The 26,480-nt window shown below is 47.3% G+C and carries 28 protein-coding genes; 13 read left to right on the top strand and 15 right to left on the bottom strand.

Going from position 1 to position 26,480, the window contains the following annotated elements; genetic code table 11:
* A partial coding sequence (locus tag SD53_RS16425; protein WP_206539962.1) for a methyl-accepting chemotaxis protein occupies window positions 1–332 on the top strand: 332 nt, incomplete at its 5' end.
* Window positions 333–349: 17 nt separating this feature from the next.
* Here SD53_RS16425 and SD53_RS16420 read toward each other — a convergent pair.
* The 4 genes from SD53_RS16420 to SD53_RS16405 form a co-directional block, all read right to left on the bottom strand.
* Complete coding sequence (locus tag SD53_RS16420; RefSeq protein ID WP_046520335.1) at window positions 350–673, bottom strand: DUF3718 domain-containing protein; 324 nt, start codon at window positions 671–673, stop codon at window positions 350–352.
* A gap of 220 nt (window positions 674–893) precedes the next feature.
* Window positions 894–1,625: a LytR/AlgR family response regulator transcription factor gene (locus SD53_RS16415; RefSeq protein WP_046521278.1), complete on the bottom strand. Its 732-nt coding sequence runs from the start codon at window positions 1,623–1,625 to the stop codon at window positions 894–896.
* On the bottom strand, window positions 1,612–2,697 hold the full coding sequence (locus SD53_RS16410; protein WP_046521277.1) for a sensor histidine kinase: 1,086 nt from the start codon (window positions 2,695–2,697) through the stop codon (window positions 1,612–1,614). Before SD53_RS16410 ends, SD53_RS16415 begins: the two co-directional genes overlap by 14 nt.
* Window positions 2,694–3,752 carry a sensor histidine kinase gene (locus SD53_RS16405; protein ID WP_046521276.1) on the bottom strand — a complete coding sequence of 353 codons (1,059 nt, stop codon included), beginning with the start codon at window positions 3,750–3,752 and terminating at the stop codon, window positions 2,694–2,696. Before SD53_RS16405 ends, SD53_RS16410 begins: the two co-directional genes overlap by 4 nt.
* A gap of 347 nt (window positions 3,753–4,099) precedes the next feature.
* Between SD53_RS16405 and SD53_RS16400 the strand changes: the two genes are divergently transcribed.
* A complete protein-coding gene (locus SD53_RS16400; protein ID WP_046521275.1) occupies window positions 4,100–5,617 on the top strand; it encodes an alanine/glycine:cation symporter family protein in 1,518 nt (505 codons plus the stop codon).
* A gap of 64 nt (window positions 5,618–5,681) precedes the next feature.
* Window positions 5,682–6,197, top strand: coding sequence for a GNAT family N-acetyltransferase (locus SD53_RS16395; RefSeq protein WP_241481848.1), 516 nt, complete (start codon window positions 5,682–5,684; stop codon window positions 6,195–6,197).
* Between the two features lie 28 nt (window positions 6,198–6,225).
* Here the strand turns inward: SD53_RS16395 and SD53_RS16390 are convergent, their stop codons facing one another.
* Window positions 6,226–7,401 (bottom strand): MFS transporter, encoded by a 1,176-nt coding sequence (locus tag SD53_RS16390; protein WP_046521273.1) that lies wholly within the window; start codon window positions 7,399–7,401, stop codon window positions 6,226–6,228.
* Between the two features lie 98 nt (window positions 7,402–7,499).
* Here SD53_RS16390 and SD53_RS16385 point away from each other — a divergent pair, with 98 nt between their 5' ends.
* The gene (locus tag SD53_RS16385; protein WP_046521272.1) at window positions 7,500–8,387 is read left to right on the top strand and encodes a LysR family transcriptional regulator; all 888 of its coding nucleotides are present in this window, start codon (window positions 7,500–7,502) and stop codon (window positions 8,385–8,387) included.
* Here SD53_RS16385 and SD53_RS16380 read toward each other — a convergent pair.
* The gene (locus SD53_RS16380) at window positions 8,353–8,598 is read right to left on the bottom strand and encodes a hypothetical protein (protein ID WP_046521271.1); all 246 of its coding nucleotides are present in this window, start codon (window positions 8,596–8,598) and stop codon (window positions 8,353–8,355) included. The genes SD53_RS16385 and SD53_RS16380 overlap by 35 nt on opposite strands.
* 235 nt (window positions 8,599–8,833) lie before the next feature.
* Between SD53_RS16380 and SD53_RS16375 the strand changes: the two genes are divergently transcribed.
* The 3 genes from SD53_RS16375 (at window position 8,834) to SD53_RS16365 (ending at window position 11,602) form a co-directional block, all read left to right on the top strand.
* Window positions 8,834–9,847 carry a DUF2817 domain-containing protein gene (locus SD53_RS16375; RefSeq protein WP_046521289.1) on the top strand — a complete coding sequence of 338 codons (1,014 nt, stop codon included), beginning with the start codon at window positions 8,834–8,836 and terminating at the stop codon, window positions 9,845–9,847.
* Entirely contained in the window at window positions 9,838–10,608 is a 771-nt protein-coding gene (locus SD53_RS16370) for an alpha/beta fold hydrolase (RefSeq protein ID WP_046521270.1), read from the top strand. The genes SD53_RS16375 and SD53_RS16370 overlap by 10 nt, the downstream gene beginning before the upstream one ends.
* A 94-nt stretch (window positions 10,609–10,702) precedes the next feature.
* Entirely contained in the window at window positions 10,703–11,602 is a 900-nt protein-coding gene (locus SD53_RS16365) for a retropepsin-like aspartic protease (RefSeq protein WP_046521269.1), read from the top strand.
* 75 nt (window positions 11,603–11,677) lie between these two features.
* Here SD53_RS16365 and SD53_RS16360 read toward each other — a convergent pair whose 3' ends face one another.
* From SD53_RS16360 to SD53_RS16350, 3 genes are read right to left on the bottom strand one after another with little or no spacing between them, the layout of a single operon-like run.
* Window positions 11,678–12,370 carry a tRNA-uridine aminocarboxypropyltransferase gene (locus SD53_RS16360; RefSeq protein ID WP_206539961.1) on the bottom strand — a complete coding sequence of 231 codons (693 nt, stop codon included), beginning with the start codon at window positions 12,368–12,370 and terminating at the stop codon, window positions 11,678–11,680.
* A 28-nt stretch (window positions 12,371–12,398) separates the two neighbouring features.
* Complete coding sequence (gene aceK, locus SD53_RS16355; protein ID WP_052749433.1) at window positions 12,399–14,180, bottom strand: bifunctional isocitrate dehydrogenase kinase/phosphatase; 1,782 nt, start codon at window positions 14,178–14,180, stop codon at window positions 12,399–12,401.
* Window positions 14,181–14,237: 57 nt separating this feature from the next.
* Window positions 14,238–15,140, bottom strand: coding sequence for a type 2 periplasmic-binding domain-containing protein (locus SD53_RS16350; protein ID WP_052749432.1), 903 nt, complete (start codon window positions 15,138–15,140; stop codon window positions 14,238–14,240).
* A gap of 172 nt (window positions 15,141–15,312) precedes the next feature.
* On the opposite strand from SD53_RS16350, the gene SD53_RS16345 reads away from it, so the two are divergent.
* From SD53_RS16345 to SD53_RS16335, 3 genes are all read left to right on the top strand, one after another.
* The gene (locus SD53_RS16345; RefSeq protein ID WP_046521268.1) at window positions 15,313–16,248 is read left to right on the top strand and encodes an alpha/beta hydrolase; all 936 of its coding nucleotides are present in this window, start codon (window positions 15,313–15,315) and stop codon (window positions 16,246–16,248) included.
* 88 nt (window positions 16,249–16,336) lie between these two features.
* Window positions 16,337–17,275 carry an SPFH domain-containing protein gene (locus SD53_RS16340; protein WP_046521267.1) on the top strand — a complete coding sequence of 313 codons (939 nt, stop codon included), beginning with the start codon at window positions 16,337–16,339 and terminating at the stop codon, window positions 17,273–17,275.
* A gap of 9 nt (window positions 17,276–17,284) precedes the next feature.
* Window positions 17,285–17,758 carry an NfeD family protein gene (locus SD53_RS16335; RefSeq protein ID WP_046521266.1) on the top strand — a complete coding sequence of 158 codons (474 nt, stop codon included), beginning with the start codon at window positions 17,285–17,287 and terminating at the stop codon, window positions 17,756–17,758.
* Window positions 17,759–17,770: 12 nt separating this feature from the next.
* Here SD53_RS16335 and SD53_RS16330 read toward each other — a convergent pair whose 3' ends face one another.
* Both SD53_RS16330 and SD53_RS18725 read right to left on the bottom strand, forming a co-directional pair.
* The gene (locus SD53_RS16330; protein WP_162198675.1) at window positions 17,771–20,200 is read right to left on the bottom strand and encodes an EAL domain-containing protein; all 2,430 of its coding nucleotides are present in this window, start codon (window positions 20,198–20,200) and stop codon (window positions 17,771–17,773) included.
* Complete coding sequence (locus SD53_RS18725; RefSeq protein ID WP_162198674.1) at window positions 20,193–20,396, bottom strand: hypothetical protein; 204 nt, start codon at window positions 20,394–20,396, stop codon at window positions 20,193–20,195. Before SD53_RS18725 ends, SD53_RS16330 begins: the two co-directional genes overlap by 8 nt.
* 322 nt (window positions 20,397–20,718) lie before the next feature.
* Here SD53_RS18725 and SD53_RS16325 point away from each other — a divergent pair, with 322 nt between their 5' ends.
* On the top strand, window positions 20,719–21,780 hold the full coding sequence (locus tag SD53_RS16325) for an alpha/beta hydrolase family protein (protein ID WP_046521264.1): 1,062 nt from the start codon (window positions 20,719–20,721) through the stop codon (window positions 21,778–21,780).
* Window positions 21,781–21,786: 6 nt separating this feature from the next.
* Here the strand turns inward: SD53_RS16325 and SD53_RS16320 are convergent, their stop codons facing one another.
* From SD53_RS16320 to SD53_RS16310, 3 genes are all read right to left on the bottom strand, one after another.
* The gene (locus SD53_RS16320) at window positions 21,787–22,503 is read right to left on the bottom strand and encodes a cupin domain-containing protein (protein ID WP_173425707.1); all 717 of its coding nucleotides are present in this window, start codon (window positions 22,501–22,503) and stop codon (window positions 21,787–21,789) included.
* 25 nt (window positions 22,504–22,528) lie between these two features.
* A complete protein-coding gene (locus tag SD53_RS16315) occupies window positions 22,529–22,780 on the bottom strand; it encodes a TIGR03643 family protein (RefSeq protein ID WP_229670275.1) in 252 nt (83 codons plus the stop codon).
* 76 nt (window positions 22,781–22,856) lie between these two features.
* Window positions 22,857–23,885, bottom strand: coding sequence for a DUF2804 domain-containing protein (locus SD53_RS16310; RefSeq protein WP_046521263.1), 1,029 nt, complete (start codon window positions 23,883–23,885; stop codon window positions 22,857–22,859).
* Window positions 23,886–24,072: 187 nt separating this feature from the next.
* Between SD53_RS16310 and SD53_RS16305 the strand changes: the two genes are divergently transcribed.
* Both SD53_RS16305 and SD53_RS16300 read left to right on the top strand, forming a co-directional pair.
* Window positions 24,073–24,558: a Panacea domain-containing protein gene (locus SD53_RS16305; RefSeq protein WP_046521262.1), complete on the top strand. Its 486-nt coding sequence runs from the start codon at window positions 24,073–24,075 to the stop codon at window positions 24,556–24,558.
* On the top strand, window positions 24,549–24,911 hold the full coding sequence (locus SD53_RS16300; protein WP_046521261.1) for a hypothetical protein: 363 nt from the start codon (window positions 24,549–24,551) through the stop codon (window positions 24,909–24,911). Before SD53_RS16305 ends, SD53_RS16300 begins: the two co-directional genes overlap by 10 nt.
* A 155-nt stretch (window positions 24,912–25,066) precedes the next feature.
* Here the strand turns inward: SD53_RS16300 and SD53_RS16295 are convergent, their stop codons facing one another.
* Entirely contained in the window at window positions 25,067–26,479 is a 1,413-nt protein-coding gene (locus SD53_RS16295) for an FAD-dependent oxidoreductase (RefSeq protein ID WP_046521260.1), read from the bottom strand.
* Window position 26,480: the final 1 nt, after the last annotated feature.

Below are 26,480 nucleotides of genomic sequence, written 5' to 3'. Positions count from 1 at the left end.
AAACTATAGTGCGCTCTATCCAGTCTGCGGTGACTACTATGGGGTCAAATCAGCAACAGGCATCGCAATCCGTACAGTTGTCTTCTTTGTTGGTTGAGACCTTACAGCAAAGCCGGATTGTGATCCTGCAATTGGCTGATGTGAGCAAGCAATCTGCAGCCATCGCCAGCGAAGCGCAGCAAGAGGTGGCACAGATACGCCATCAGGTGCAACAGTTTAAGCAGTTGGGGGATCAGGTGCTGGTCGGCAATACGCAAATCGGCCAGGCGGCTCAGTCGATGACTGAACTGGCTGACCAATTAAGCACTACGGTGTCTAAATACAAACTTTGAAAGCTTAATCGCATTAATTATGGCGCTACTATGTCAGAAATGGACACATTGCCTTTTGAACGTTGCTCGTAGGGCTCAAGCATGGCCACAACTCTGTCAGCATTAGCGCTACGGGCAAAGTTCACCAAAGTTTTGCCGTCACACACCACTTTGTCGACCGCTCTTTGTTTCGACAGGCGGTTGGCTTTGAGTGTTTTGTTCAGGCTGATGCGATCATTATCCTGTGCATGAGCGCAGGTTTCGATCAATACATCCTGGATCTGGGGGTCCATAGTGCTCTGGGCACTGGCGCTGGCGGATAAGGTCAATACGGCTGCGGCAAAGAGTAGTTTCGCGTTCATGTTGTCGTCCTCTGAAGGTTGATATATGGCGTTTGCCATGACTGTAGTGTGGTACTGCAGGCCTTGATTTTCCTGCGGTTTGTGACCAGAGGGACAGCTAAAGTGACTAGCGGACAAGCCTTACTTTTTGTTACTTTTTGCGCAAAAAAGATACAAAAAAAAGCCCGTCATTGCTTGAACTTTGACAGACTTATGACCAGCAAAATGAAGGTGAAAACCGCTATTTTGCCGGCAGTAATTGTGACGACCAGTCCGCTTTAAAGCGTCTGGATGCGGCAACTGTCTGGCCGTTGGAAAGTAATAACTGATAGTCGTTGTTATGAGGCTGCACCTTATGCACATGGTGCAAATTCACTATGGTAGAACGATGGACCTGAGCAAACTGAGCGGGCAAACGTTGCATCAGCTCTTTGATGGTTTCCCGGATAATCAGATTTTCACTTAAGGTGTAGACACACATATAGTTGCCTGCCGCCTCTATCATCAGAATATCTATGTCATCGAGCAGCAAAGTGGAGGCACCGGTTTTAAAGGTGAGCTTGCTTTGGGAGATGGCTACAGGCAAATCCTGTTGTTTGTCCAATGCTGTTTTAGCATCCAGCAGAGTTTGAGCCAAACGCTGACGCGAGACAGGTTTGAGCAAATAGTCAAAGGCAAAGTGCTCGTAGGCTGAAAACGCGTAATTATCGTAGGCTGTGACCAGAATAATCAGCGGCGCTGCCATGGCGGAGGATTTGTTCAACTGCTTTAACACCTCAATCCCCTTAATACCCGGCATCTGAATATCTAAAAACACCAGATCGACAGTATTGTGCTGTAAATAAGCCAGTACCTCGTCACCGTTATCAAAACAGGCATCGATCTGGATATTGGGATAAGTCGCCAGCTTGGCTTTTAAATTACTGATGGCCAGCGGTTCATCATCGGCTATCACAGTTTTAATCTGCTGCATGCAGTAGCTCCAGAGGTAAAGAGATTTGTCCGGTAAATTTATGGTGTTCCTGATGGAAACTTAAGCTGGCTTTGCCATGAAACAGTAAGCTCAGACGTTCAGCCAGATTATGCAGGCTGCCAAAGCTGGCCTGCAGCGGCCAACCCGCAGCAAGTGCCGTACCCGGACCATTGTCCGACAGTTTTAATACTAAATCATTGGCCTGTTGCGTCACTTCAATCTCGATAGTGGCATGGCCTTTGAGCTCAGAGACAGCATACTTAATGGCGTTTTCCGCCAACGGCTGCAGCAATAAAGGCGGGACTTTTTGCTGCAAAGCCTGTTCGTCCAGTTGCCAGTTAATTTCCAGGCGCTCACCAAAACGGACTTGCTGAATCGCCAGATAACAGGCCAAAGCGTCCAGTTCTTCCCGCAGTGGTATTAAATGTTCGGTATGATTTTTCAGTGAATGGCGCAAAAAGCCGGACAGTTGCAGGATCAGATTTTCTGCATCCATCCCTTTATGCTGCACTATTAAGGAGTTTAATGCATTGAGGGTGTTAAACATAAAATGAGGATTTAACTGATACCTCAGTACTTTTAAGCGGGCAATACGGGCCTGACGAGCCAGCTCCTGCTGTTGCCGAAACTCAGCTCTGTTCAGCAGGTTGGCTTTGTACACTAAAAACAGTGCAAACCAGCCTGCGATGGGCAATAACACCAGATTAAAAGCCAAAGCGTACTGCAGTAGAGAATCGGTTTCAGAGGGCATCAGGGCATAATTGATCATCAGGTACTGGCGCACAGGAGTTAACAGCAGCCAGAGTGGAATCAACCACCAGGCCAGCCGCAACGCCTGTTGTTTGATACTGACATTGAGCGACAGTTCTTTTTGTCCCAAATAACCTGTAACGACAAAATTTACACTGCTGATCAGAAGATAAATCATCAGATAAGGAAAAACGTCTCTGTCATCCAGTGGAACCAACACCGCCAGATGGATAAATTTGATCAGTAGATAACTTAACCAAAACACTAAATGCCAGTACCAGAACCTTTCTTTGTTCACCGCGACATTGACTGCTGCACTCATCCGGTCATTCCTTGCAACGGCAATTGAATGGACACCAGAAATCCCTGTTGTTTGGCTTGTACTACCAGGCTGGCGGCAGTACCAAAATGTTGCCTCAATCTGTTTTGAATATTGGTTAAACCCACACCTGAACTTTGTCCCAGTTGTTTCACTGCGCGCTCTCCGGGGCCATCATCCTCGACCTGCAAGCAGAGTTGCCCGCCTTGTTGTTGTCCGGCGATCGTAATAGTGGCGCCTTGTTGCTGGGTAGCGACTGCATATTTAATGGCATTTTCGACCAAGGGTTGCAGCAGAAGGGCGGGGATCAGATGTTGACGCACATTCTGATCAATCTTCCAGTCAACTTTGAGTTTATTGCCGAAGCGGGTTTTTTGTAAGGCCAGATAGGCGTCTATAGCGGCGAGCTCGTCCGCCAGCTTCACCAGACTGTCGGGCGAGCTGCTTAAGGAATAACGTAAAAAAGACGCTAATTGTTCAGACATCAGTTCGGCGTCATCAAATCGTTCTGCTTCAATCAGCGCACAAACTGAGTTTAACGCATTAAAAGTAAAGTGCGGATTGAGTTGATGGCGCAGAGCCTGCAACTCAAGTTGTTGTATTTTCTGACTTAAACGTGCTGATTCTGCAAGGCGGAAATGACGCTGCTGATTCAGAATATAAGCCAGATAAAGCGCAGTCCACACAAAAAATGCCAGAGTGCTGCTATCGAGGTTACTCAATAAAAAACGTGGATCGAATTTTTCTTCTTTCATTGGGATCAGCCAAAAGGCATTTTCCGCAGGCACATAGATGCAGGTTAATAACAAAGCAGCCAGAACTAAGTGCCAGACCGCAAAATTATGCTGATTAATTTTGTACTGCGACCAGATCAGCAAAGCCCCTGTCACCAGCATAGCTGCAGCGTCACTGCTAAAACTGATGGCTAAATACTGCAGTGCCTCGGCCTTGTCCCACAGCACATAATCCAGACACCAGCTAAACACACTGAGGGTGAAAATAATGCTCCAAAACAGGCAGTGGTAGCGCAGTAAAGGCTTGAGTTCAGAATTAAACACCGGGTTATTCCTGTCATAGTTAATCTAGCCAGTATAACCAAAGACTTACCGAAATCGACCAGTACAGTGGTTCACTGGACGCAAAGTTGTGACCAGCGGGTTCTGACAGAGCTTTGTGTAATCATCTGGGCTTTTTACCCAGAGACAGATGAAAAAATAACAATAGTAGTACTGTTTATGCTGCGTTATGGTAAGTCACGAACTGGCTGCACATGAAAATAAGCCATCAGGATGCGGATTAACGCAGAACTCAGACAAATTAACTGGCTGCGTAGCTATTCTGCGTTTGATATGGCAAATTAGCGGCGTTTAAAAAAATAACTTCAGAATAATTATAAGGAAGGGAAATGGAAGGCTTTATTAGTACGCTAAACAGCATCGTCTGGAGCCCCGCGCTGATTTACCTCTGCCTTGGTGCAGGGTTGTTCTACTCAATACTCACCCGTTTTGCCCAGGTTCGTCACTTCAAAGAAATGTGCAAACTGATGCTCAATAACAGTGAATCGGACAAAGGTATTTCTTCATTTCAGGCCTTAGCTGTGTCTTTGTCCGGCCGGGTTGGGGTGGGTAATATCGCAGGTGTTGCCGCAGCCATTGGCTTTGGTGGACCAGGTGCTGTGTTCTGGATGTGGGTTGTGGCCTTTTTGGGGGCAAGCACGGCTTATGTTGAATCGACCCTGGGCCAAATTTATAAAGTCGAAGAAAATGGTCAGTACCGTGGTGGCCCGGCCTATTATTTCGAGCGATGCCTGGGCTGGCGCTGGTTAGGTATCTTATTTGCTATTTCTGCCATCGTTGGCTGCGGTATCTTTTTACCCGGCGTACAAGCCAATGCCGTTGGCAATGCTATTACCCAGGTGTTTGGTGAAGGTACTGCTGTAGTAACCAGCTTTGGTGAAGTGGGCAGTAACAAACTGATTGGGTTGGCTTTTATTCTGATCATTTTAGCCTTCATTATCTTTGGCGGTATAAAACGTATCGCCAACTTTACCCAAATTGTGGTGCCATTTATGGCGCTGGGTTACATAATGCTGGCTTTAATCGTAGTTTTTCTGAATCTGGACAGAGTGCCCGCTGTATTCAGTCTGATTTTAACGGATGCCTTTACTGCCCAGGCAGGTTTTGGTGCAGCTATTGGCTGGGGGGTGAAACGCGGGATTTATTCCAATGAAGCGGGTCAGGGCACAGGTCCTCACGCTGCCGCTGCAGCCGAAGTCGAACACCCGGCACAACAAGGTTTAGTTCAGGCGTTTTCCGTCTATGTTGATACCTTATTTGTTTGTACCGCAACAGCTTTGATGATCCTGATCACCGGGCAGTACAATGTTCAAACTGAAGACTTTAACGCTGCAACTGGCACTGGCACTATGATCATGCAAAATGTTGACGCAGCCACTGTAGTTGCTTCGCCAGCCTTTACCCAAATGGCTTTGCATAGTGTGTTTGGTCAATTTGGTCAGGTGTTTGCCGGTCTTGCTATTTTCTTCTTCGCTTTTACGACTATTCTGGCGTACTACTATATTACAGAAACCAATGTCGCCTACTTAAATCGGATCTTTAACAATAAGTTGCCAAGCCTGTTGTTTAAATTAGTCCTCATGTTTATGGTGGCCTATGGCACGGTAAATAGTGCTGGTTACATCTGGAACATTGGCGATCTGGGGGTCGGCATTATGGCATGGGTAAACGTGATTGGTATTCTGATTATTTTCTTTATGTACAAGCCAACTATGCGCTGTTTACGTGACTATGAAGAGCAGAAAAAGAACGGTGGTCCTGTCACTTTTGACCCGGTAAAGTTAGGCATTAAAAACGCGACCTTCTGGGAAAAACGGCTGGAAAAACAGCAGAAAGATAAAGTCTGATTATTTAAGTGTATAAAAAGGGGCTGTTTAACAGCTCCTTTTTTTATCACGAATGGAGCCTGTTGTGATTGCCAAAACACCACGTTTGACTATACGCCAGTTGCAATTAAGTGATGCTGCCTTTGTATTGACTTTGTACAACGACCCCAGCTTTTTGCAGCACATAGGAGACAAAGGAGTTCGTACTCTGGCTGACGCCGAAAAGAATCTACAGCAGGGCGCTATTGCCAGTTATGCAGAGCATGGTTATGGCATGTGGCTGGTGGAGGATTGGCAGGGACAGGCCATAGGACTATGTGGTTTGATTAAACGGGATTTTTTAACAGAAACTGACCTGGGTTATGCCTATTTGCCTGAGTTTTTCGGCAAAGGATATGCTTATGAGGCGGCGACTGCGGTGCTGGCTTATGCTGCGCAGCAGACAGATTTAAACACAGTGGTTGCCATCGTGTCGCCGGACAATAGGGCATCAAAGTCTTTACTTGAAAAACTGGGATTTGTGCAGCAGGGACAGGTGCTGGTGCCGGATCAACATCAGATGATCGATTTTTATCGGATCCAGCTAAGAAAAACAGCCTGACAGTGAAAGCTCAGGCTGTTTTGTCGCTTCAGCTTCCTACAGTGTTCAGCTTCTGATCCAGTCTCCCGCTCAGATGTGTTAAGCCGTAGGCCAGTGCTACGATCAACGCACCTATCCAGGGGGTATACATCAAACCCAACTGGCTGACCACTATGCCACCCGCCCAGGCTCCAAAAGCTATACCTAAGTTAAAGGCGGCGATATTCAGACCACTGGCGACATCGACGGCTTTAGGCGTGTATATCTGCGCCTGACGCACGACATAAAGCTGCAAGCCCGGCACATTACCAAATGCCACTGCACCCCATAACAATACCGTCAAAGCGGCCAAAACAGGATGTGGCGCAGTAAAACTTAATAGCAAAAGCACAGCCGCCAGCCCGAAGAAAATTAGTTTCAGTGCCGCGATAGGGCCTTTTTGGTCGGCCAGTTTGCCACCCCAGATATTGCCGACAGCAACAGAAACCCCATACAACAGCATCAAGAGCGCTATATGGTCAGTGCTAAAACCTGACACATCCTGCAAGATGGCCGCAAGGTAAGTAAAGGCAATAAAACTGCCGCCATAACCCAAAGCGGTTTTGGCATAGACCATCAGCAAGCGGGGTTCGGTTAATACCTGCAGTTGCTCGACAAAAGTAGCAGATTTTTGCTGGGGTAAGTTGTTTGGCACCAGCAAAGCAGAGCCAATCATCGCAATAAAACCTAAAGCGGCCACAGCATAAAACACCGCTTGCCAACCTAAATATTGACCGACAAAAGTACCCAGTGGGACACCTGTTACTAAAGCCACAGTTAAACCGGTAAACATCAGTGCTATAGCGCTGGCGGCTTTTTCTTTCGATACCAGACTGGTGGCTATGGTGGAGCCTATAGAAAAAAATACACCATGGGCCATCCCTGTCAGCACTCGGGCCAGCATCAGGGAGCCATAATCCGGTGCCATGGCCCCAAGCAAATTACCCAAGCTAAAAAGCGCCATGAGGCCTATCAATAAAGTTTTGCGTGGCATTTTACTGCTCAGTGCTGTTAACAGCGGTGCTCCTACAGCAACACCTAACGCATATAAACTGACCAAAAGACCAGCCGAAGGTAAAGACACTGCCAGATCGGCAGCGATCACAGGTAATAAGCCCACTATGACAAATTCAGTGGTGCCTATGGCAAAGGCGCTTAAGGTTAAGGCCCATAAAGCGAGTGGCATACAATTTCTCCGTTTATTTAAAGTAGCGGCAGTGTGCTGGAATTTGTTATTGTGAAAAATAATGGTAATAGCAAATATCTGTTGCTTTGGAGGCAATAATGGCGGGCCATACTGAACAACTGGATACCTTTGTCACCGTAGTAAAAACCGGTAGTTTTACTGCAGCCGCTGATCAGTTGGGGCAGGCGACTTCAGTGGTCAGCCGCCGGGTTAAACAGTTGGAGCAACGCTTAGGTGTCGCCTTGTTAGTGCGCACCACCCGCAGTTTACGGTTGACGTCCGAGGGGGAATGGTACTATCAGCAAGCCTGCAGTATTTTGCGTCAACTGACTCAGGCCGATCATTTTTTAATGGACCGCAGCCATAAGCCAGCGGGTAAATTGCGGGTGGATTCTGCAACTCCTTTTATTTTGCATCAGTTGGTGCCTTTGGTCTCAGAGTTTCTGGCGCTTTATCCGGAAATCGAACTGACACTGGACTCCTCCGAGTCTTTTATTCATCTGATTGAAAAGCGGGTGGATGTGGCGATACGTTTTGGGGAATTAACGGATTCCAGTTTAAAAGCACGTAAATTAGGCTCGGGTTTCAGGCGTTTAATGGCCAGCCCGGCTTATCTAGCTAGTTTTGGTACACCCGCTACTGTGGCGGATTTAGCGCAGCACCGTTGCATAGGTTTCAGCTCTGCTGAGCATTTAAACCGCTGGCCAGTGCGGGACGAGCACGCTGAGTTTTATAAAATTACCCCTTATCTGTGCGCTGATAGCGGTGAAACTATCCGGCAACTGGCACTGCATGGCAACGGTATTGCCTGTTTGTCTGGTTTTATGACCCAGGATGATATCAGAGCCGGACTGTTGGTCCCTGTGCTGGAACACCTGCGTGAACAAGTGCTGATGCCGGTGTATGCCGTCTACTACAGTGAAGGTGAAGCGGACCCCAGAGTTCGCTGTTTTATTGATTTTTTAACTCAGAAGCTGGTGCTGTAGCCTGTTGTACAGATTTTTGCTGTTTCAAGAAATCCTGATAGCTACTGCTCTGACGTTCCAGACACTGAGCCTTTACCTGTTCAGGCAACTGATTACATTGTGAGCGGTGATCCCGCTGCATTCTGTTATACCACCATTCATCAGAACCCCTCTGGCTGTAAGCACAGGCACTTTGCAGAGATACCAAGAGGAGTACCAGAACGAAACGCATAACAGCCTCCATGAGCATATGTTGATACAACCGAAACCTTGTAGCCGCAGGCACAGCACCTTTGTCTGCCCCTTGAACACAACCTGAACTGACACAGTAAAAGTATGCATGCCTTAGCTGTTGATTACCAGCGCTTTATCTGGCTCTTACTGTCACTAAAAGTTCATCAAAAAAAGCCAAACTGCGACAGAGCAACCTTTTATTCTGATGAGAAATCAACTCTTTGGCTTTGACTGTGCATCATAAAAAACGTCCTTTGCGGTTACCCGAACTGATCCGGCTCGAAGCATTGATCGAAGCGTTGCCCGGCACGGTAAAAGCCACGGAGCTGGCTCGTTTTCAATCCGGCTCAGCCAATTATCCCAGCTATTTAATCGAACTGGCAGAGTTTGACGCCACTAAGCCCAGTTTATTGCTCACCGGTGGTGTGCACGGTTTAGAGCGGATCGGCTCTGCAGTGTTGATTGCCTTTCTGGAGAGTCTGCTTAAGCGGTTGGAATGGGACCATGGTTTACAACATCAGTTAACACAGTTGAATCTTTTGCTGTTACCTATGGTGAATCCTGTGGGGATGGCCAATCACAGCAGAAGCAATGGTAATGGCGTTGATTTAATGCGCAATGCTCCTGTGGAATGTGAAGATAAAGCAGCATTTTTAGTCGGAGGACAACAGTATTCAGCCCGTTTACCCTGGTACAGAGGAAACCCGGCGCAGCCTGAGGCGGAAACGCTGGTGCTGTTTGAACTGGTGCGACAAAAGCTGTTTCAAAGTCCGTTTAGTCTGGTACTGGACTGCCACTCCGGCTTTGGTCAGGTCGACAGGATCTGGTTTCCTTATGCCAAAAGTCGCAAACCGGTAACGCATCTGGCCGAATTATACCGGCTGCGCCAGTTGTTATTCGATTGCTATCCCTATCAGGCTTACGCCTTTGAACCTCAGTCTTTACATTATTTGTGCCACGGTGATTTGTGGGATTATCTGTATGACGAGTCGCTACAAAACGGCGGGCTGTTTTTACCTCTGACGCTGGAGATGGGGTCGTGGAACTGGGTCAGGAAAAATCCGTTTCAGCTCCTCTCCAGTCTGGGCTTGTTCCACCCGGTCAAACCTCACAGGGTAAAACGGGTTTTGCGTACTCATTTGACTTTATTTCATTTTTTGATCGCCGCCACCGCCTCGCATCAGCAGTGGCGCGGCGTCATGTATCCACGTATGCTCAGACAGGAGGCCATGCAGTTATGGTACTAAACACCGCCACAAGACCTGTTGTGTTACTGCGTGGTTTATTGCGGGAAAGCAGGCATTGGCTGGATTTTCCTGCGTTGCTGAGTAACAAGTTACAACGGCCTGTATTTACTTTGGATCTGCCCGGTTGTGGCCAGTTGCATCAGCAAAGATCGGCCGCTTCAATTGCCGCCTTAAGGGCCAGCTTACAGCAACAATGGGCTGACGATTATGCTGCTGAACAGGGCAATGCTGTAGATCTGGTGGCGATTTCTATGGGGGGAATGTTGGCGCTGGATTGGGCGCTGAACGCACCGCAGCAGGTAAAATCTGTCACGCTGATCAATAGCAGCAGTGCCGGGCTTAGTCCGTTCTGGCAACGATTACAACCCCGTAACTATCTGAAACTATTGCTGTGTTTACTGGCAGGCCCGTTAAAACGCGAGGAGCTGATCTGGCAGATGACCGTGAATACCGAGCCCCAGCCTGCGCTGATAAAGTTATGGCAACAGTGGGCTATAGAAAACCCCGTCAGCAGAAGCAACGCACTGCGCCAGCTTTGGGCTGCCAGCCGTTTTCAACTGATAGAAAAGCCTGCTTGCCCGGTTTTTGTCGTCTCAGCCTTGGGTGATCAGTTGGTGTCGCCCTTGTGCAGTAAAGCCTTAGCTGATTTCCTGAACGCACCTTTGTTCAGTTTGGCCAAAGCAGGACATGACTTACCATTGGAAGCCCCTGAGTGGTTATCGCTTTTATTGTGCGCCAAACTTTGTGCAGCAAAGAGCTGAGTTTTGCTGGGCCGGATGTTGAATAAGCAGGTACATTCAGATAATTTATCAGGGTGTTACAACATTCAATTAAGTATTAAGAAAGGATACTGCTGTGCGTACATTGTTGGTTTTTTTCTTGTTTTTTTCCTGTTCTGTTCTCGCTGAGCCCAAAATAGACAAAGAAGGCTGGTTGCCTTTCGTGCTGAATAATGGCGCTGTTTTTATTGAGGTAGAAATTGGCCAGGAAACCGTGATGGCTTTGATTGACTCCGGGGCTGAGTTCAATGGCATTAATAAATCTTATGTTGAACGCCACAAAGATAAGCTGAATTACGGTAGCCGAATCACTGTTCAGGGGGTGTTTGGCGAGGAAGAAGTAGCGACTGTTACAGGTTTGGCCACCAAACTGTTTGGCTATGAGTTTAAGCTGGTTGACCTGATCCCGGTGCAAATGCAGGACCCTGTACTATTGTTAGGGCAGCCCTTTTTAAGCAATTTTATTGTTCAATTTGATTATCCTAATCAAAAAATCAGACTTCTGCCACATTCTGCGGTGGATATGAAAAAAGTAGCTAATGTGGAATTGAAGAAAAGCCGTGGCAGAAACCTGCCCGTGATCAAAGTCGATATAGCCAAAGATCAGGGAGTGTGGTTGACATTAGATACCGGGAACACTGGCGGTTTAGTCGTCAGCCGCCAGTTAGCAGAAGAGCAGCAGTGGTTAACACAATTCCCTGTCGTCAAACACGGTGCTTCCGGTGTGACAGGCTCAGGAGACGTAGAAAGTTTCCAGATCCCATACCTGAAAGTTGGCCCTTATGAGCTTGAGGATGTTGTGGTGACCGTTCCGGCTGAAGGACAAAAAATGAATATCAGCGATAAAACCAGCAGAACCACAGCAGGAGTGCAGAAAGGGATCCATGCCAAAGGCCTGTTGGGATACGACGTGCTGAAACATTTTGTTTTGACATTGGATACCAAAAACTGGCGTGCTCATATTGCTGCGCCTTAACTAAGCAAACTGCATAAAGCAACAAAAGCCGGTGTTTTTTGCCGGCTTTTTACTGTTTGTCCTGTAGATGTTTTGCTACGACTGATGAGTGTCGGACTTCAGAATGATGTGAGGTTTACCGGCGATATAGTTACGCCTGAAGGTCGCAAAATAAGCCGCTAAATCCTGACTGGCCTGCTGATCTCCCGCCAGTTCCAGCACAGCTATCCCCACCTCTGCAGTACAAAGCTGATGATCGTGGGCTGCCTCGCGTAGCTGATACAAAGAGCTTTGTTCTGGCTGAATACCTAAGACAGGAAAGTCGTCTAAATACGGGCTTTTGCTGAACATTTTTTTCGCCTCACGCCAGGTGCCGTCCAGCATGACAAAAAGCGGAATTTTATCGCCAGTTTCCACCTGAGCAATACAACGCTCAGGCGCGGCATATTGCTGTGGAAACACCACTATAGGGGCGTACTTAGGGTTTTTCAGTAAAGCTAAAAGCTCTGGGTCCGGCGCTGTTCTGTCCCAGACAAAGGCAAAGTTTTGCGGCGCCACATCGGCAATTAAACGGCCAGTATTGGTCGGTTTATAGGCCTCGCCCTTATACATCACAAAACAAAAAGCACTGCGACTGGTCGCTTGTGGTTTAGCGGCACAAATACAATCCGGTACTGGCAATAAACACAAAGGGCAACGAACAACCCGGCTGCCGCGGGCATTAAACACCCGGACTGTTTTTTGCAGCTCGCGCTCACGCAGCGCCATCACTGAATTGATATGAGACACACCACTTATCCTTGATTGCCGCCAGACCCTATGCCTGCTCAGACGGCGGCATTGTACTTAAGCCATCCGCTTTTGCATACTCTGCCGGATACAAGGATTGAAAGCGCTGATGCTCAGGGTACGGAAACACATCTTCGACTATGCCATCACGAATACGCTGTTGCTTCTCTTGCCAGTAAGCTGCATCCATTAATTCCGGATGGCTTTGAATCAGCATCTGCCGGATATCATGTTGCGCTGTGACATAAGTAGTAATTTGCTCCGGAAATACATCTCCAGGCCCAACAGAGTACCAGGGCTCGTTACTAAGTAAATCGTCGTAGTTATCGGTTTTTGGAATAAACCGGAAATTGACATCTAAAAGGTACTGCACTTCGTCGTAGTCATAAAAAATCACCCGGCCGTGGCGGGTTACACCAAAGTTTTTTAGCAGCATATCGCCGGGAAAAATATTGGCAGCAATCATGTCTTTTAGCGCCTGACCATAATCGGCCATCATTTTCACCTTTTGCTCATAGCTGGCCTGCTCCAGATACAAGTTCAGCGGCAGCATACGGCGCTCTATGTACAAATGCTTGATAATCACCCTATCATCTTCAATCTGCATCGAACCCGCTATGCTTTGCTTTAATTCGTCCAGCAGCTCAGGACTGAATCGGTTGAGAGGCAGGGCGACATCGGAATACTCCATGGTATCAGCCATGCGGCCGACCCTGTCGTGTTTTTTTACCAGCAGATAACGCTCTTTTACTGTGTCGCGGCCAAATTCTTTGGTCGGGGCAAACTTGTCACGAATGACCTTAAATACATAAGGAAAAGACGGCAGGGTAAATACCATCATCACCATACCGCGAATGCCCGGTGCTGCGACAAACTGATCGGCAGATTTATCCAGATGGGTAAGCAGCTCACGGTAAAACTCGGTTTTGCCCTGTTTGTGCAGGCCCACAGAGGAATATAGCTCGGCCAGCGTTTTATGTGGTAACAGTTCTTTGAGAAAATGCACCAAAGCCGAAGGTACTGTCATTTCCACCATAAAATAAGCACGGGAAAAACCAAAGATAATGGTCATTTGTTGTGGGTCTGTGATCAACGTATCCATATAAATACCCCGCTCGTCATCGTGCAACAGCGGAATAATAAAAGGCTGCTGACCGTCAGGCGTGACTACACGGCCCACTATATAAGCCGCTTTGTTGCGGAAAAACAGCGATTTTAAAATATCAAAACGCACCAAATGCACCGGAAAGTGGCCATGGCTGGACTGGCCAATAAAAGTGCGCACCAAAAGGCGAATATCCCGCTCTAAATCGACAAAAGGCGCCTGCAGATGAAAACTGGCGACAATGGTTCTGATACTTTGTTTTAAACCATACTGAGCTGGAAAATAGCTTTCATACACCGAAGCCACAGGCGCAGGTAAACGCTGTTTGCTTAGGGTGGATTCAACAAAAATGTTCTGATTATGAAAATACTTACGTTCATACAAACGGCAAAACACAGAATTGTAAAAGGTTTCCGCCAGCTCAGCCTGAGGATGAAATAACAAATACTGCTGGTATTGCTGTTTCACCTGTTGCCACAGGCATTCATTTAATTCTGTGCCTGTCAGCTTTTGTTGCAGCAAGGCCAGGGTTTCATTGACCCGCAAATCGTAATAAGAAATCCGCTCCGAGCTGATACGTTGTAATTCCAGCCAGTTTCTCTGCGCAAAACCTTGCTGCGCTAATGCAGTGATTTTTTGAAACAAGCCAAAATGGCGGCGAAAGCCTTTTAAAATAAGATCAGCTATTTCTGTAGCTTGCAGCATAACCACATACCCATGAAGAACCCTGTAGTTCAGAGATAACTGAAATCCGACCAGATATCAATTAGCGCTGGTTTTAAAATCTTCAGGCTGAAACCAGTATCTGCTGTTGGTAACCGGTGTATCCGGGCTGAGTAACGGATTCTGAATACTGATCCATGGATCTGTGCTTTGATGCTGCAACGGAAATACATGGCGAGTGAGTTCCTGTTGCTGCATATGAAGCAGCAATTCGCCATCATCAATCATTTGCTCCAGCCCTTGTTCAATCCAAAGTGCCAAAGCTTCGTTTTCTTTACGGGTAAAAAAGTACACGGCAAAAGGGTAATGCAACATCAGTTTGTTGTAGCGGACTAAGTCTGGATACAGGGCCTGACGTCTTTCCAGCTCGATCACGCCTTCATGCAAACCCCGCGGAAAGTAATCACAACGCCCTGCGCGCAATTGTTTAAAGATGTTTTCGTACACCGGTGCTTCTTCTACTTTTAAGCCAGCGCTGCGCATAATTTCAACATCGGGCCAGAACGCGCCCTGACAGGCGGTGCGCTGTTGTAATTGCTGCAGACTGCGGATAGTTTGAAAGCTGGCAACAGCATCTTTGGTTAAAATAAACTTACGAAACCCCATCAGGCCACGTTCCAATGGAATACGAATAGCACGGAATTCCTGCTCCTTGGCAACGTCTGTCCCTACCCAGAATACATCCAGCGATTCACCTTTGGCCAACTCACGTAATGCGCGGCCTTGTTCCATAGCGAAGGTGGTTTTAAGTGCTGGTACTGTTCTGCCGGCCGCAGCTTTGTGCAGGGCTTTGTTCAATAAGCTGGTGTAGTACTGATGATTGATATCATATTCAGAACGGGGTTTGGGGATCAGCAGTGATTCAGGGCTAGCCGGCTGAGCCGTCGCTGCCATCAGCTTTGCACAGAACAAACCTGCCAGGAGTACAACAGACCACTTCATGTAAGCCCCTCATTCACAGCTTAGACTGCACAATGTACCGCATCAGCAACGAACTGCAAGCCTGTTATGTTTCAATGCCAGTATCCAGCGGCCGCAATCGTATTCAGCCTTGTGTTGCTTTACAGCGCGATAGACTATAAGGCAAAACACAACATGAGATAGTGGTGCAGATATGAAGGGGGCAATCTGGTTGTTTATTCTGGCTGTGCTGGGACAGGCGTTACCTCTGGCCGCAACACCACAAGTCAGCTCCGGCTCTGTGGTGCGGCTAAAAGATTTTAAGTCTGATTATATTGGTCAGCGCACTGTAGATATCTGGCTACCTCAAGGCTACAGCGAGCAAGGCAAACAAAAGTATGCCGTGTTGTATATGCAGGACGGGCAAATGTTGTTTGATGCGAAAAATAGCTGGAACGGTCAGGAATGGCGCGTGGATGAGGTAGCTTCAGCGTTATTAAAGCAAAACCAGTTGATGCCTTTTATTGTGGTAGCTATTCATAATGCCGGAGATAAAAGACACAGTGAGTATTTTCCGCAGCAGCCTTTTGCCAGCCTCACTGCTGAGCAGCAAAAGGCCTTGTATCAGTTGGAGCGCAGTCCGGGGCAAAAACTGTTTGTCACTGCAGTGTATTCCGATCTGTACCTGAGTTTTCTGGTGAAAGAGCTAAAACCTTATATTCAAAGTCATTTTGCCGTGCACCAGAGTAAAGAATACAACCTGTTGATGGGCTCCAGTATGGGCGGCCTGATTTCACTTTATGCTTTGTTGCAGTATCCGGATCAATTTGGTGCTGCTGCCTGTTTGTCGACCCATTGGCCTGGTATTTTTCAGCAGCAGGATAATCCTGTGCCTGAACAGTTTTACGCTTATCTGCGCCAAAAGCTCAGCCCTGACAGCCAAAGCCGTTTGTACTTTGATTATGGCGATCAAACCCTGGATGCCTGGTATCCACCGTTGCAGCACAAGGTGGATCAGCTACTGCAACAGCAAGACTGGCCTGAGGGACAGTGGCAGACCAGGTTTTTCCCCGGCGCAGATCATTCCGAACAGGCCTGGGCAAACAGGTTAGAGCATCCACTGCGGTTTCTGTTGGGAACAGCACAATAGTTGTTAGAAAATGATGTTTAATATTTAATTTTTTTGTAATTAAGTTAAGCTGTCAGGGAAGACAAGTGTTTCGGCTTAAGGATAAGTTATGGTAGATACAAATTTAATTGTCACTGCAGCGCTGGTTCTGGCTGTGCTGATCCTGATTGGCAAAACCGTGGTGATAGTGCCACAAAATATGACCTACATCATCGAGCGCTTGGGTAAATATTACAACACCCAAACCGCCGGTCTGCAATTTATTATTCCTTTTATCGACCGCATCGCTTACCGAGTTTCACTGAAAGAGAGCGCTATCGATATTCCCAGTCAGTCGGCTATTACCAAAGACAATATCAGCCTGACGATAGATGGCGTGTTGTATATTAAGGTGATGGAGCCGTACAAAGCCTCCTATGGCATTGATAACTATGTTTATGCCGTGATCCAACTGGCGCAAACCTCGATGCGTTCTGAAATTGGTAAGCTGGATTTGGACAAAACCTTTGAAGAGCGTGACAGCCTGAACGTCAAAATTATTCACGCCATTAACCAGGCTTCTGCTGCCTGGGGTGTGCAGGTGATGCGTTATGAAATTAAAGACATTAATCCGCCTGCTTCGGTATTAGATGCGATGGAAAAACAGATGCGCGCCGAGCGGGAGAAACGCGCTTCTATTCTGGACTCAGAGGGTAAACGTCAGGCCGCCATCAATATAGCCGAAGGGGATAAACAGGCCACAGTATTAGCGGCTGAAGCAGAGCGTGAACAGCAGGTGCTCAAAGCTGAAGGTGAAGCCCGCTCTATTGAGCTGGTGGCCGAAGCCAAAGCCAAAGCGCTGACCATGATAGGTCAGGCTGCAGCCACTACTGAAGGGCAGGCCGCTGTGTTACTGGATCTGGCAACAGAAGCTATAGCGGCGAAAAAAGCCATAGCCCGTGAGTCGACAGTGGTATTAATGGATAACGATAAGTCCTCGGCTGGTAATACTGTGGCCGAAGCTTTGGGGGTAGTGGCAGCTATTCAAAAGTCAGGAACTTTATCCTAAGGAGATTTGATGGAACTGAATCTGCTCTCTGGTTTATTGTTATTGGCCTTGTTATGCCTGGCCCTGTTGCCTTTCGCTATTCCCGGTGTACTGGAGGTTTTGCTGGCTTTAGCGATAGGAGCTTTTATCAACGCCGCTTTGCTGTGGTTTGGTTGGCTGCCACAACAGGTCAGTTTGGTTCTGCTTAGTTTGGCGATATTCACCGCGTTGTCAGCCGTATTGTTATGGAAACCTTTGCGTAAATTGCAAAAAACCGGTGTGCGTTTGCAGGAAGACAGTGCTATTTCTGACTTTGTCGGGACAGAGTTAATCCTGACCGAAAAAGCCAGTAAAGACAGTGACAGTCATATCCAGTTTTGTGGTCTGGAATGGCGGGTCCGCTTAGATCCTGCAGAGATAGCTAGTAGCATAGAGGCAGGCCAGGCTGTGTTGATAAGCTCGGCCAGTGTCGGATTTTTACTGGTTAAAAGTAAAAGCCTCTAAATGCTTGCAGCGTTAATTTAATCTGAAACCCTGCTGGTCAAAATCAATCAGCCACTGGCTAAACCGGGCAAATGGCATAGGTTTGGCCAGCAAATAGCCCTGAATGGCGTCTGCGCCAAGACGCCTGATGAAGTCCAGCTCTTTTAAGGTTTCAACCCCTTCCACTACGGTATAAAGCTGCAAGGATTTACCGAGCATTACGGCATAACGCAGCACAGTATCGTCATTCAGCCGAACGGCCTGACATAGCAAATCCCGGTCAATTTTCAGCTCTCCCAACGGCAAACCCTGCAAGCGGGCCAAAGAAGATTGCCCTATGCCAAAATCGTCCAGCGAAATACGGATATTGGAACGTTCCAGCAATTTCAGCGCTTGTTCTGAATCTTTGACCAGATCAACAAAAGCGGTTTCAGTCAGCTCCAGTTGCAGTGGCACAGTCGAATAGCTGGTGCTTTTGACCGCTTCGATCACCCGGGAGATTAACGCAGTGTTGCGTAAGTCCAGTGGCGATATATTCATCGACAATCGTAGCGTTGCGCCTGCATCTGTCAGTTGTTTTTGCAACAGCAAGGTTTTATTCAGTACCCACTCGGTCACCTGACTGATCATGCCGGTTTGCTCGGCCAAAGGAATAAAATCTGTTGGGGAGATTTGACCCATTTTGGGGTGATACCAGCGGATCAACAGCTCTGCGGCGTGAATTTTTTGCTGCTTCATATCCAATATCGGCTGCACGTACAGCTCCAGCAGGTCGTCCTGCAGCGCTATATTCAGTTCAGACAATAAATGAATATGTTCAAGGTTTTGCTCCAGATACAAAGGCTCGTAGGGCAGATAAGCTCCGGCTTGATCGGCATGTTCTATAGCTGCTAAGGCTAAATCGAGCGTATCTGATGCTTTGGCACAGTCCGCCGGATAATGTACTGAGCTATACACCGTGCCTAAATCTAGCTGCAAATTATCAACCTTCAGTAAAGCGTCGAGTTGATAACGCAGTTGTTCAAACTGGGAGCGAAAATCTGTTGGTGTGATCAGTACGGCATAGCTGTCCCGCTCTAAGGCAAATAAAGCCGGGTATTGTGCTGCTGTTTGACGCTGTTGTTCACCCCAGCGTTTGAGTAACTTACTGAAACCTGTGATGGTGTGATTGGCTTCTTCGACGCCCAGAGCGCGTTCTATCTGACGAAAGCGCTGATGCACAATCATCACCAGATAAAAATTACTGTCCCGCTGTTGGTCCAATTGCCCGAGGCGGTTGATCAAGGCTGTTTTGTTGGGTAAACCGGAAATATGCTCGGTCAGCGCCTGCTGCAACGCTTTTTGTTGCATCTGCTGAATATGCTGTTGTTGCTGCAGAATTTGCTGCTGAAACGCGATTTTTTTATTTTTTTCCAGATGCAGGTTTTGCAGCATGGCAAAGACAAAAAACAGCGCTGACAAGGCATTGCCTATTTCCATCGCTGAGTTGGTCAACACGACCGCAGGCAGATAACCTTTGCTGCGCAGTATCATCACCGCTATACCTGTCAGCATGGTCAGTAACGCCAAAGCAAAAAAAACTGCATGAGCATGGCGTTTATGCAGCAGCCAGAAACTGGCAAGCAGCATCAGGCTGCCAGTCAGAGCTACGAGTTCTACTCCGGACTTTTTTAGCCAGTACGCACCAAGCCAGGGGCTTGCCAGCATTAACAGCACTGCAAAAGCCGCTATCAGTTGAAACGGCCACCTCAGCCAGACAGGCGTTTCGCTGCCTCTAAAAAATGACAACATAAAACCACAGGCAAACAAGGAACCAAATACAGTGCCGTATTCAATCACCAGATTGTAATCCGGTGATTGTGGCCACACGTAAGCAAACAACAAGCCGTTGATCTCAAGCTGGATCAATACCACGGTGAAAAACATGCCGGAGAAGGCTAAAAAATAACTATGGCGGTAGATCAGATAAAAGCCGGCAGAAAGGGCAATCAGGCATAAAAAAATACCACTGAACAGACTATGGATAAACACAGCCAAATGCTCTTGGTGCTCCATTTCCAGTGTGCTGCTGCGCTGCAGCGGCAGCATATTGGCACCCTGATTACTGACTTTGGCATACAGCCATAAATCTTCTGCACTGGCAGGCAACAGAATGACAAAATTCAGGGTAGGTAAAGGACGCAGATTGTAAAGCTGTTGGTCGCCCAACTGATGACTTTGTAAAACCTGTAGTTGGTTGTCCAGCACATAAAGCTCAAGCTGGTCGAGAAAAGGCGCCAAGACCGATAAAGCAGTTTCTGTGCTGCTTGCACTTAGCCGGGTTTTGTACCAGAAGTCGCTTTGTTGATAGCCCAGGCTGGAGGTTGTGCCAGGTAACAGTTGCCATTGATCGGCGGGCTGAAATAGCAGTTGCTGCAAGGTTGATGTCTGGTCAGTTGCAGGAAAATAGTACAGCTCATTCATGGGTTTTAGCGCCTGCTGTGGGATCAGATGAAACAGCACTAATGCGCCAAGTAATGCAGCACATAGAGTTGAAAAAAATAAAGTTTTGAACAAAGGGTTTTGCCGGAAGGTCATAACAGCTCAGATTAAAGGCATCTGATTTAACCTTAGCTGGCACCTTCTCAGATGCAATGCGGCCACGGATAAAATCTGTCATTTTTTCACCGGGATCAGGTTTTATCCGGAACAGCCAAAGCGGCAGATAGAGCAACAGCAGTGTTCGAATTTATTGAACAGCCTAATCAGTTTTTATTGCTTTTTATTTCACCGGAACCCGGGATAATAGGTATCGAAGTCTTAATTTATTTGTGATTAAAATCAATTAGATAAATGAATTTAATAAAACCGCCAGGTTTTGTCGAACTGAAGGCGCAGAGACTTGCATCACTGCCCGACAAATAGCACCAGAAGCTTGTTCACTTTTGTTGTATGCAAAGTGATGCCAGATCCTGTTGATTTTTAATGAAAGGAATAGCGTTATGCGAACTCGTCTCTTCATCAAAACTGTAGCTGTGGGCAGCCTGATCGGCGTTTTGTTGTTTTCTTTAGGTGGGTGTTCGCAAAAGCAAGGGTTAAATTCTGTAGTCTGGCAGCAGCAACTGAATTTACCTTCAGTACAATATTCGGCAGAAGTGGCTCAGCGCCTGACGTCGAATATTGACGAGATCAGTTTTGATTGGTTTGATGATGCCAGGCAGCGTGTGGTACCGGCTTTGTTGTTTAAACCTGCGCAGCAGCAAAAAGCCAAAGCACTAATAGTGTTTTCTCACGGATTAGGTGGCTCAAAAGAGCGTTACGCTTATCTGGGACAATACTGGGCCAGCCAGGGCTATGCCAGTTTGCATGTGCAGCATGACGGCAGCGACCGTAAAGTGTGGCGCGGCAGCAGATTGTTATTACCCTTTCGTTTGATGGACGCGGCTGATGAAACCGAAGCGTTAGCCAGAGTACAGGATGTGAAGTTTGCCCTGGATACCATCCTGGCTTCAGAGTACGCCGCTGACTTTGATAATCAGAATATCATGGTGGCAGGTCATTCCTATGGCGCCAATACCTCTATGTTGTTAAGTGGTGCTCAGGTCGAGCAAGACGGTAAGTTGGTCAGCCTGAAAGATCCGCGGATAAAAGCAGCTATTTTAATTTCTGCGCCACCTTTTTATAACGATCAGCCATTGGAGCAGGTGTTAGCTGGTGTCACTATTCCGACCTTGCATATCACCACCACAGAGGATGAAATTAAGGTGCCGGGTTATTACTCTGCTCCGGCCGACAGATTCGAGCTGTATTACGCTATGGCCAGCAGCTACAAAGTGCTGGCGGTATTTAGCTCCGGCAGTCATAACATTTTTTCTGGCTGGCGCCGTGATTCGGATCCTGCACCACAACAGCAGGTGATTAAAGCCGCTACTCAGGCATTGTCCAGCGCTTTTATTGAGCAAGTCACCACAGGCGATGGCCGCGCTATGAGCCAGTGGGCACAACAACATCAACCTGTGTTATCGGATTTTATCCGCTCAGATTTAGTGGCGGTACTGAACTGAAAAGCTTTAACCCTTGAGTTGGTCACCTAACAATGCAGCGCCCAGATGCCCAACTTTGACATAAATCAGCGCGCCCTCGCTGCCGGTAAAAGGCTGGTGTTTGCTCCAGCGTGGGCTGCGTAACCAACTGCCTTTAGGGTAACTGCCAAACTCATCCTGAAACACACCTTCGAGTACATAAATTTCTTCACCTCCGGCATGGACATGAGGCTGGAATCTGGTGTTGGGAGCCCAGCGCACCAGGGCTGTGTTGATGCCATCAAACTGATGCAAAGGCAACACCTGTAATCCCGGTACCAAACCGGGTTGCCAGTGCTGCTGTTCTGGCCGGATACAAAGCTGCTCTGTGTCACCTGCACTGAATTGCCAGAGTTTTACCAGCAATAAGCAACCTTCTTTGGAAAAAGGCGCATGCGAAGTACCGGGTGGATTACGTAAGTAACTCCCTGCCGGGTAGTCGCCGTGTTCGTCAGAAAAGGTGCCTTCGAGCACCAGAATTTCTTCACCGCCGCCATGCTGATGACTGGCAAACTGACTGCCGGGTAAATAGCGCACCAGGCTGGTGGCTTTGGCGACTTCAGCACCGATTCGCTCCAGTGGTCTTCTGTGAATATCTTTGGCAGGCGATTCATACCAAAGCGCTTGATCTGGAGTTTGCACTATGCGCTGGTTTAGGTCGGTATTGATTTCGGCGCTCATTTGCGCCCAGGCTAATAAGGTCATGCTGGTGCTGTATCTCTTGTGCTGACTATCTCTTGTATTGAGTCGGGCAATAGCCACGGCTAATGTCGGGCGATCTTAACTTTAAATGCTTGGTTGTGCGGCCCGTGGTGCGTTTGCGCCATAACTCAAAGCTGCTACGTTTTAGCTCTTTACGCATCAACTCAATCAGTTGGTGTTGGTTTAAGCCATATAAATGTTCTATCGCTTCAAAAGGAGTTCTGTCTTCCCAGGCCATTTCAATAATGCGGGATAAGTCTTCAGGAGTATAACGGCTCACATGCTGTCACTTTGTCTGTCGGCTGATGCTGGTTTTACGTCTGTGGCGGCAACACAGACCAATACAAAGGCAGAAATTACCATTTGGCATAATGATCCTCTGCCAGCCCTTTGATCGCTTTCAGGTGTAATCTTGAGCCGTTTTGTAGCACTACAAAGCCGCTATACAGCCCAACATACTGGCGAAAGTTGCTGGCCAAAAGACCAATATTGACCTTTTCCTGACGGCAATATAGAGGCTGAAATTCAAGCTGAACTTCACCGCAAAGGCTACTGACTTGCCAAGGTTTTTTATCATCTTTACGGTCGAAAACAAAACTGGCAGGGCTTAAATGCTGAATGTGGCCGTCGAGCCAGAGCGCATTTTCACAAAGCCCGGTTTCATTCACACCTGCCGCCATATTCAGGCCAAACGCTTTGCCTTCAACCTGTGCATTGATACTAGCCCAGCGCCAACTGGTGTGGCGGCGCATAAAGCCAGCAGAGAAATCATAGCCCGCTAAAGCCTGAGTTAGATCTACGGCTTCAGTCCGAAGTTGAAGTGAACCAGACACCTTTAACGCATTGGACTTTTCAGTATAAGTCCAACCGTTATAGCCTGTGGGGGCACACAAGGCTAAAGGCATCTGCTGGCCTTTTTCTATAGTTAAATTTGCTTTGAGCTGTTTGGTATCAATTTCTAGTTGCCAGTTTGTTGGGTTAGTTTTTATTGCGACTTGATAACCCCCAAAGCTTTGTTTTGCTTCACCTTTGGATGGCGAATCACTCATACGGCAGCCCAAAGCGCCAGGTAATAACGCCCCTTCGCTGACGACTTGCTTTGTATCAAAACGATACAGATAGGCAAAACCTGAATTGGCATATCGAATATCAGCAATAGCCACAGCCAGTAACCAATCAGCGCCTGTGATGCAAATAAACTGAAATTGCTTGTAGTGAAAATAACGGGAAAGCGCACTGGCTTTTTTATCCATCAGGTTGTGATAGACAAAATCCTGCAAATTAAAATCCGGGATTGAGCCATCAAACAAGCCAAAGGCAGGGTTGCCATTGCTTTGTATCAGTTGTGTTGGTGCTTTGGTCAGTAGGGGCTGGTAGCTGTTCATAGCAGTTTGTTGTTGTTTAGGTTAACTCAGCTTACATAATCTGAAGCGAAAATAGGTAGTTACCTTTATTAAAATGTCATCTATCTGGTTGTATTAGCATTTTGCGAGTTAAAGCGACCATACTTTACTGTACATTCAGACAGTGTTGTGTTAGAAATACTAATGTTTATCTAAGGAGGTGTGGGCAATGTACAGTGCAGTTGATGTTGCTGTTGCAATACTCAAAACAGCTCAAGAAAAAGGTTTTACTCTGACACAAATGCAAGTACAAAAACTTGTTTATGTCGCTCATGGTTTGTCTTTGGCGCAACGTGATTTGCCTTTGATTAAAGAGCACATTAACGCGTGGCAGTATGGACCTGTGATCCCAGAGATCTATGCTCGCTTTAAAGCATATGGCAGCTCACAAATCAGAGTTGAAGAGCTACCAGAGTTTAAATCAGGTCAGGATTTAGATTTAGAGACTCAGCGTATTTTAAATGACGTGGTAGATAATTTTGCCAAGTTAAGCGGTGGTCAACTCTCTGAGTTATCACATCGTTCTGGCAGCCCTTGGCACAATGTGTGGTTTGATCGCAAAGGTCAGGTAGTTCGTGGTGCTGTGATCCCTAATGAATTGATCAAGCCACACTATCAGCACATTTTACAAACTGGGGTTGTTGAATGTCTTTAGACCTGAAGCTCCCCGAGCTTGCTGATAATGTTCAAGAGCCTGAGCCAACGGAACAGGATATTGAAGATGTAAAAATGCGGGAAGCTCAGGCTATAGTTGACGCTCAGGTTGCGAAAAATGAAGATGCTTTGGCACTCACTGATTTGAAGAAAAAGCTTTCTGTGCAAGTTATCCGATTGATGTGGCTTTGGTTTATCCTGCTTTGTATAGCCATGACTATTTATTTTCGTGAGCAATTCCGATATAGCAGGGAGATCCCTGCCGAGGTTATTATCGCAATGCTAACCTCAACAACTGTAGTAGTTGGACTGGTTGGGCTTATTCTGAAAGGCTTATTTAAAGTTCAGGAATAGAGCCAAAATCATTGTTTGATAGCTCTCGTCTATAAGACTGCACTTTTTAATTTTTTTCACCGCTTTATGAGTGTCTACAGATACAAAAAGCTTCGGATTTGAATTTAAGAGTGGCGGGGACAAACCCCGCACCCTAAGTTACATTAGATGTAAAATCAAACCTGAAGGTAATCCAATATCCCCTCAGCCGCCTTACGGCCCTGGGCTATAGCTGTAACTACTAAGTCTGAGCCTAATACCATATCGCCACCTGCGAAGATTTTTTGCTGGTTGGTCTGAAGTGGGTAAGTGCTTTTTTCGCTGGCCACGACGCGGCCTTTGTCATCAAGCGCTACACCCATATCTTTTAACCACTGCGGTGGGCTTGGCTGGAAACCAAAAGCGACAATCACAGCGTCTGCTTCTAATACCTGTTCAGAACCTGGCACTGCTTCGGCATTACGACGGCCTTTGGCATCGGCAGCACCCATAGCAGTAGTGACCACTTCAACACCACAGGCATGACCTTCGTTATTTAACTTGATGCCAAGCGGCTGCAGGTTAAACATAAATTCTACACCTTCTTCGCGGGCATTTTGTACTTCTTTGCGGGAACCCGGCATGCTGGCTTCGTCGCGGCGATAGGCTAAGGTGACTTTGCTGGCGCCTTGACGAATCGCGGTACGCACACAGTCCATTGAGGTGTCACCACCGCCTAACACCACTACTTTTTTACCGGCAAGGTTCACGTAAGGGTGTTCGGTTTGCCAGCCCATCAGATGGTTGATATTACCAATCAGATAAGGCAGGGCTTCATACACGCCAGGGGCTTTTTCATTCACCAAACCACCTTGCATTGGGGTATAAGTGCCTAAAGCTAAAAACACCGCGTCATAGCCTTCAAGCAGGCTGTCAAAGCTGACATCCACGCCCACAGTGGTATTTAAGCGGAACTCAATGCCCATAGCAGTGAAGATTTCACGGCGTAATTTCAGTACATCTTTTTCCAGTTTAAAAGGCGGAATACCAAAGGTTAATAAGCCACCAATTTCCGGATAACGGTCAAATACCACAGGGGTAACGCCATTACGGATAAGCACGTCAGCGCAGGCTAAACCAGCCGGGCCTGCGCCTATTACCGCGACTTTTAAGCCGGTTTTAACCACGGCCGATAAGTCCGGCCGCCAGCCCATTTCAAAGGCTTTATCGTTAATGTACTTTTCAATAGAACCAATAGTGACTGCACCAAAACCTTCGTTTAAGGTACAGGCGCCTTCGCATAACCTGTCCTGTGGGCAAACCCGGCCACATACTTCAGGTAAGCTATTAGTTTTATGCGACAATTCAGCCGCTTCAATAATCTTGCCTTCGTTCGCCAGCTTCAGCCACTGCGGAATATAGTTATGCACAGGGCATTTCCATTCGCAGTATGGGTTGCCACAGTCGAGACAACGGTCGGCCTGACCTGAAGCCTGAGTGTCTGTCATCGGCTGATAAATTTCTACGAACTCAATGGTCCGCTCACGGTGTGACTTCTTTGGTGGGTCAACCCGCTTTACGTCGATAAATTGATAAACATTCTGTGCCATT

Origin of the sequence: Rheinheimera mesophila, from assembly GCF_000986865.1 — a bacterium.
GTDB lineage: Bacteria > Pseudomonadota > Gammaproteobacteria > Enterobacterales > Alteromonadaceae > Pararheinheimera > Pararheinheimera mesophila.
This window is presented reverse-complemented; position numbering and strand designations above follow the sequence as displayed.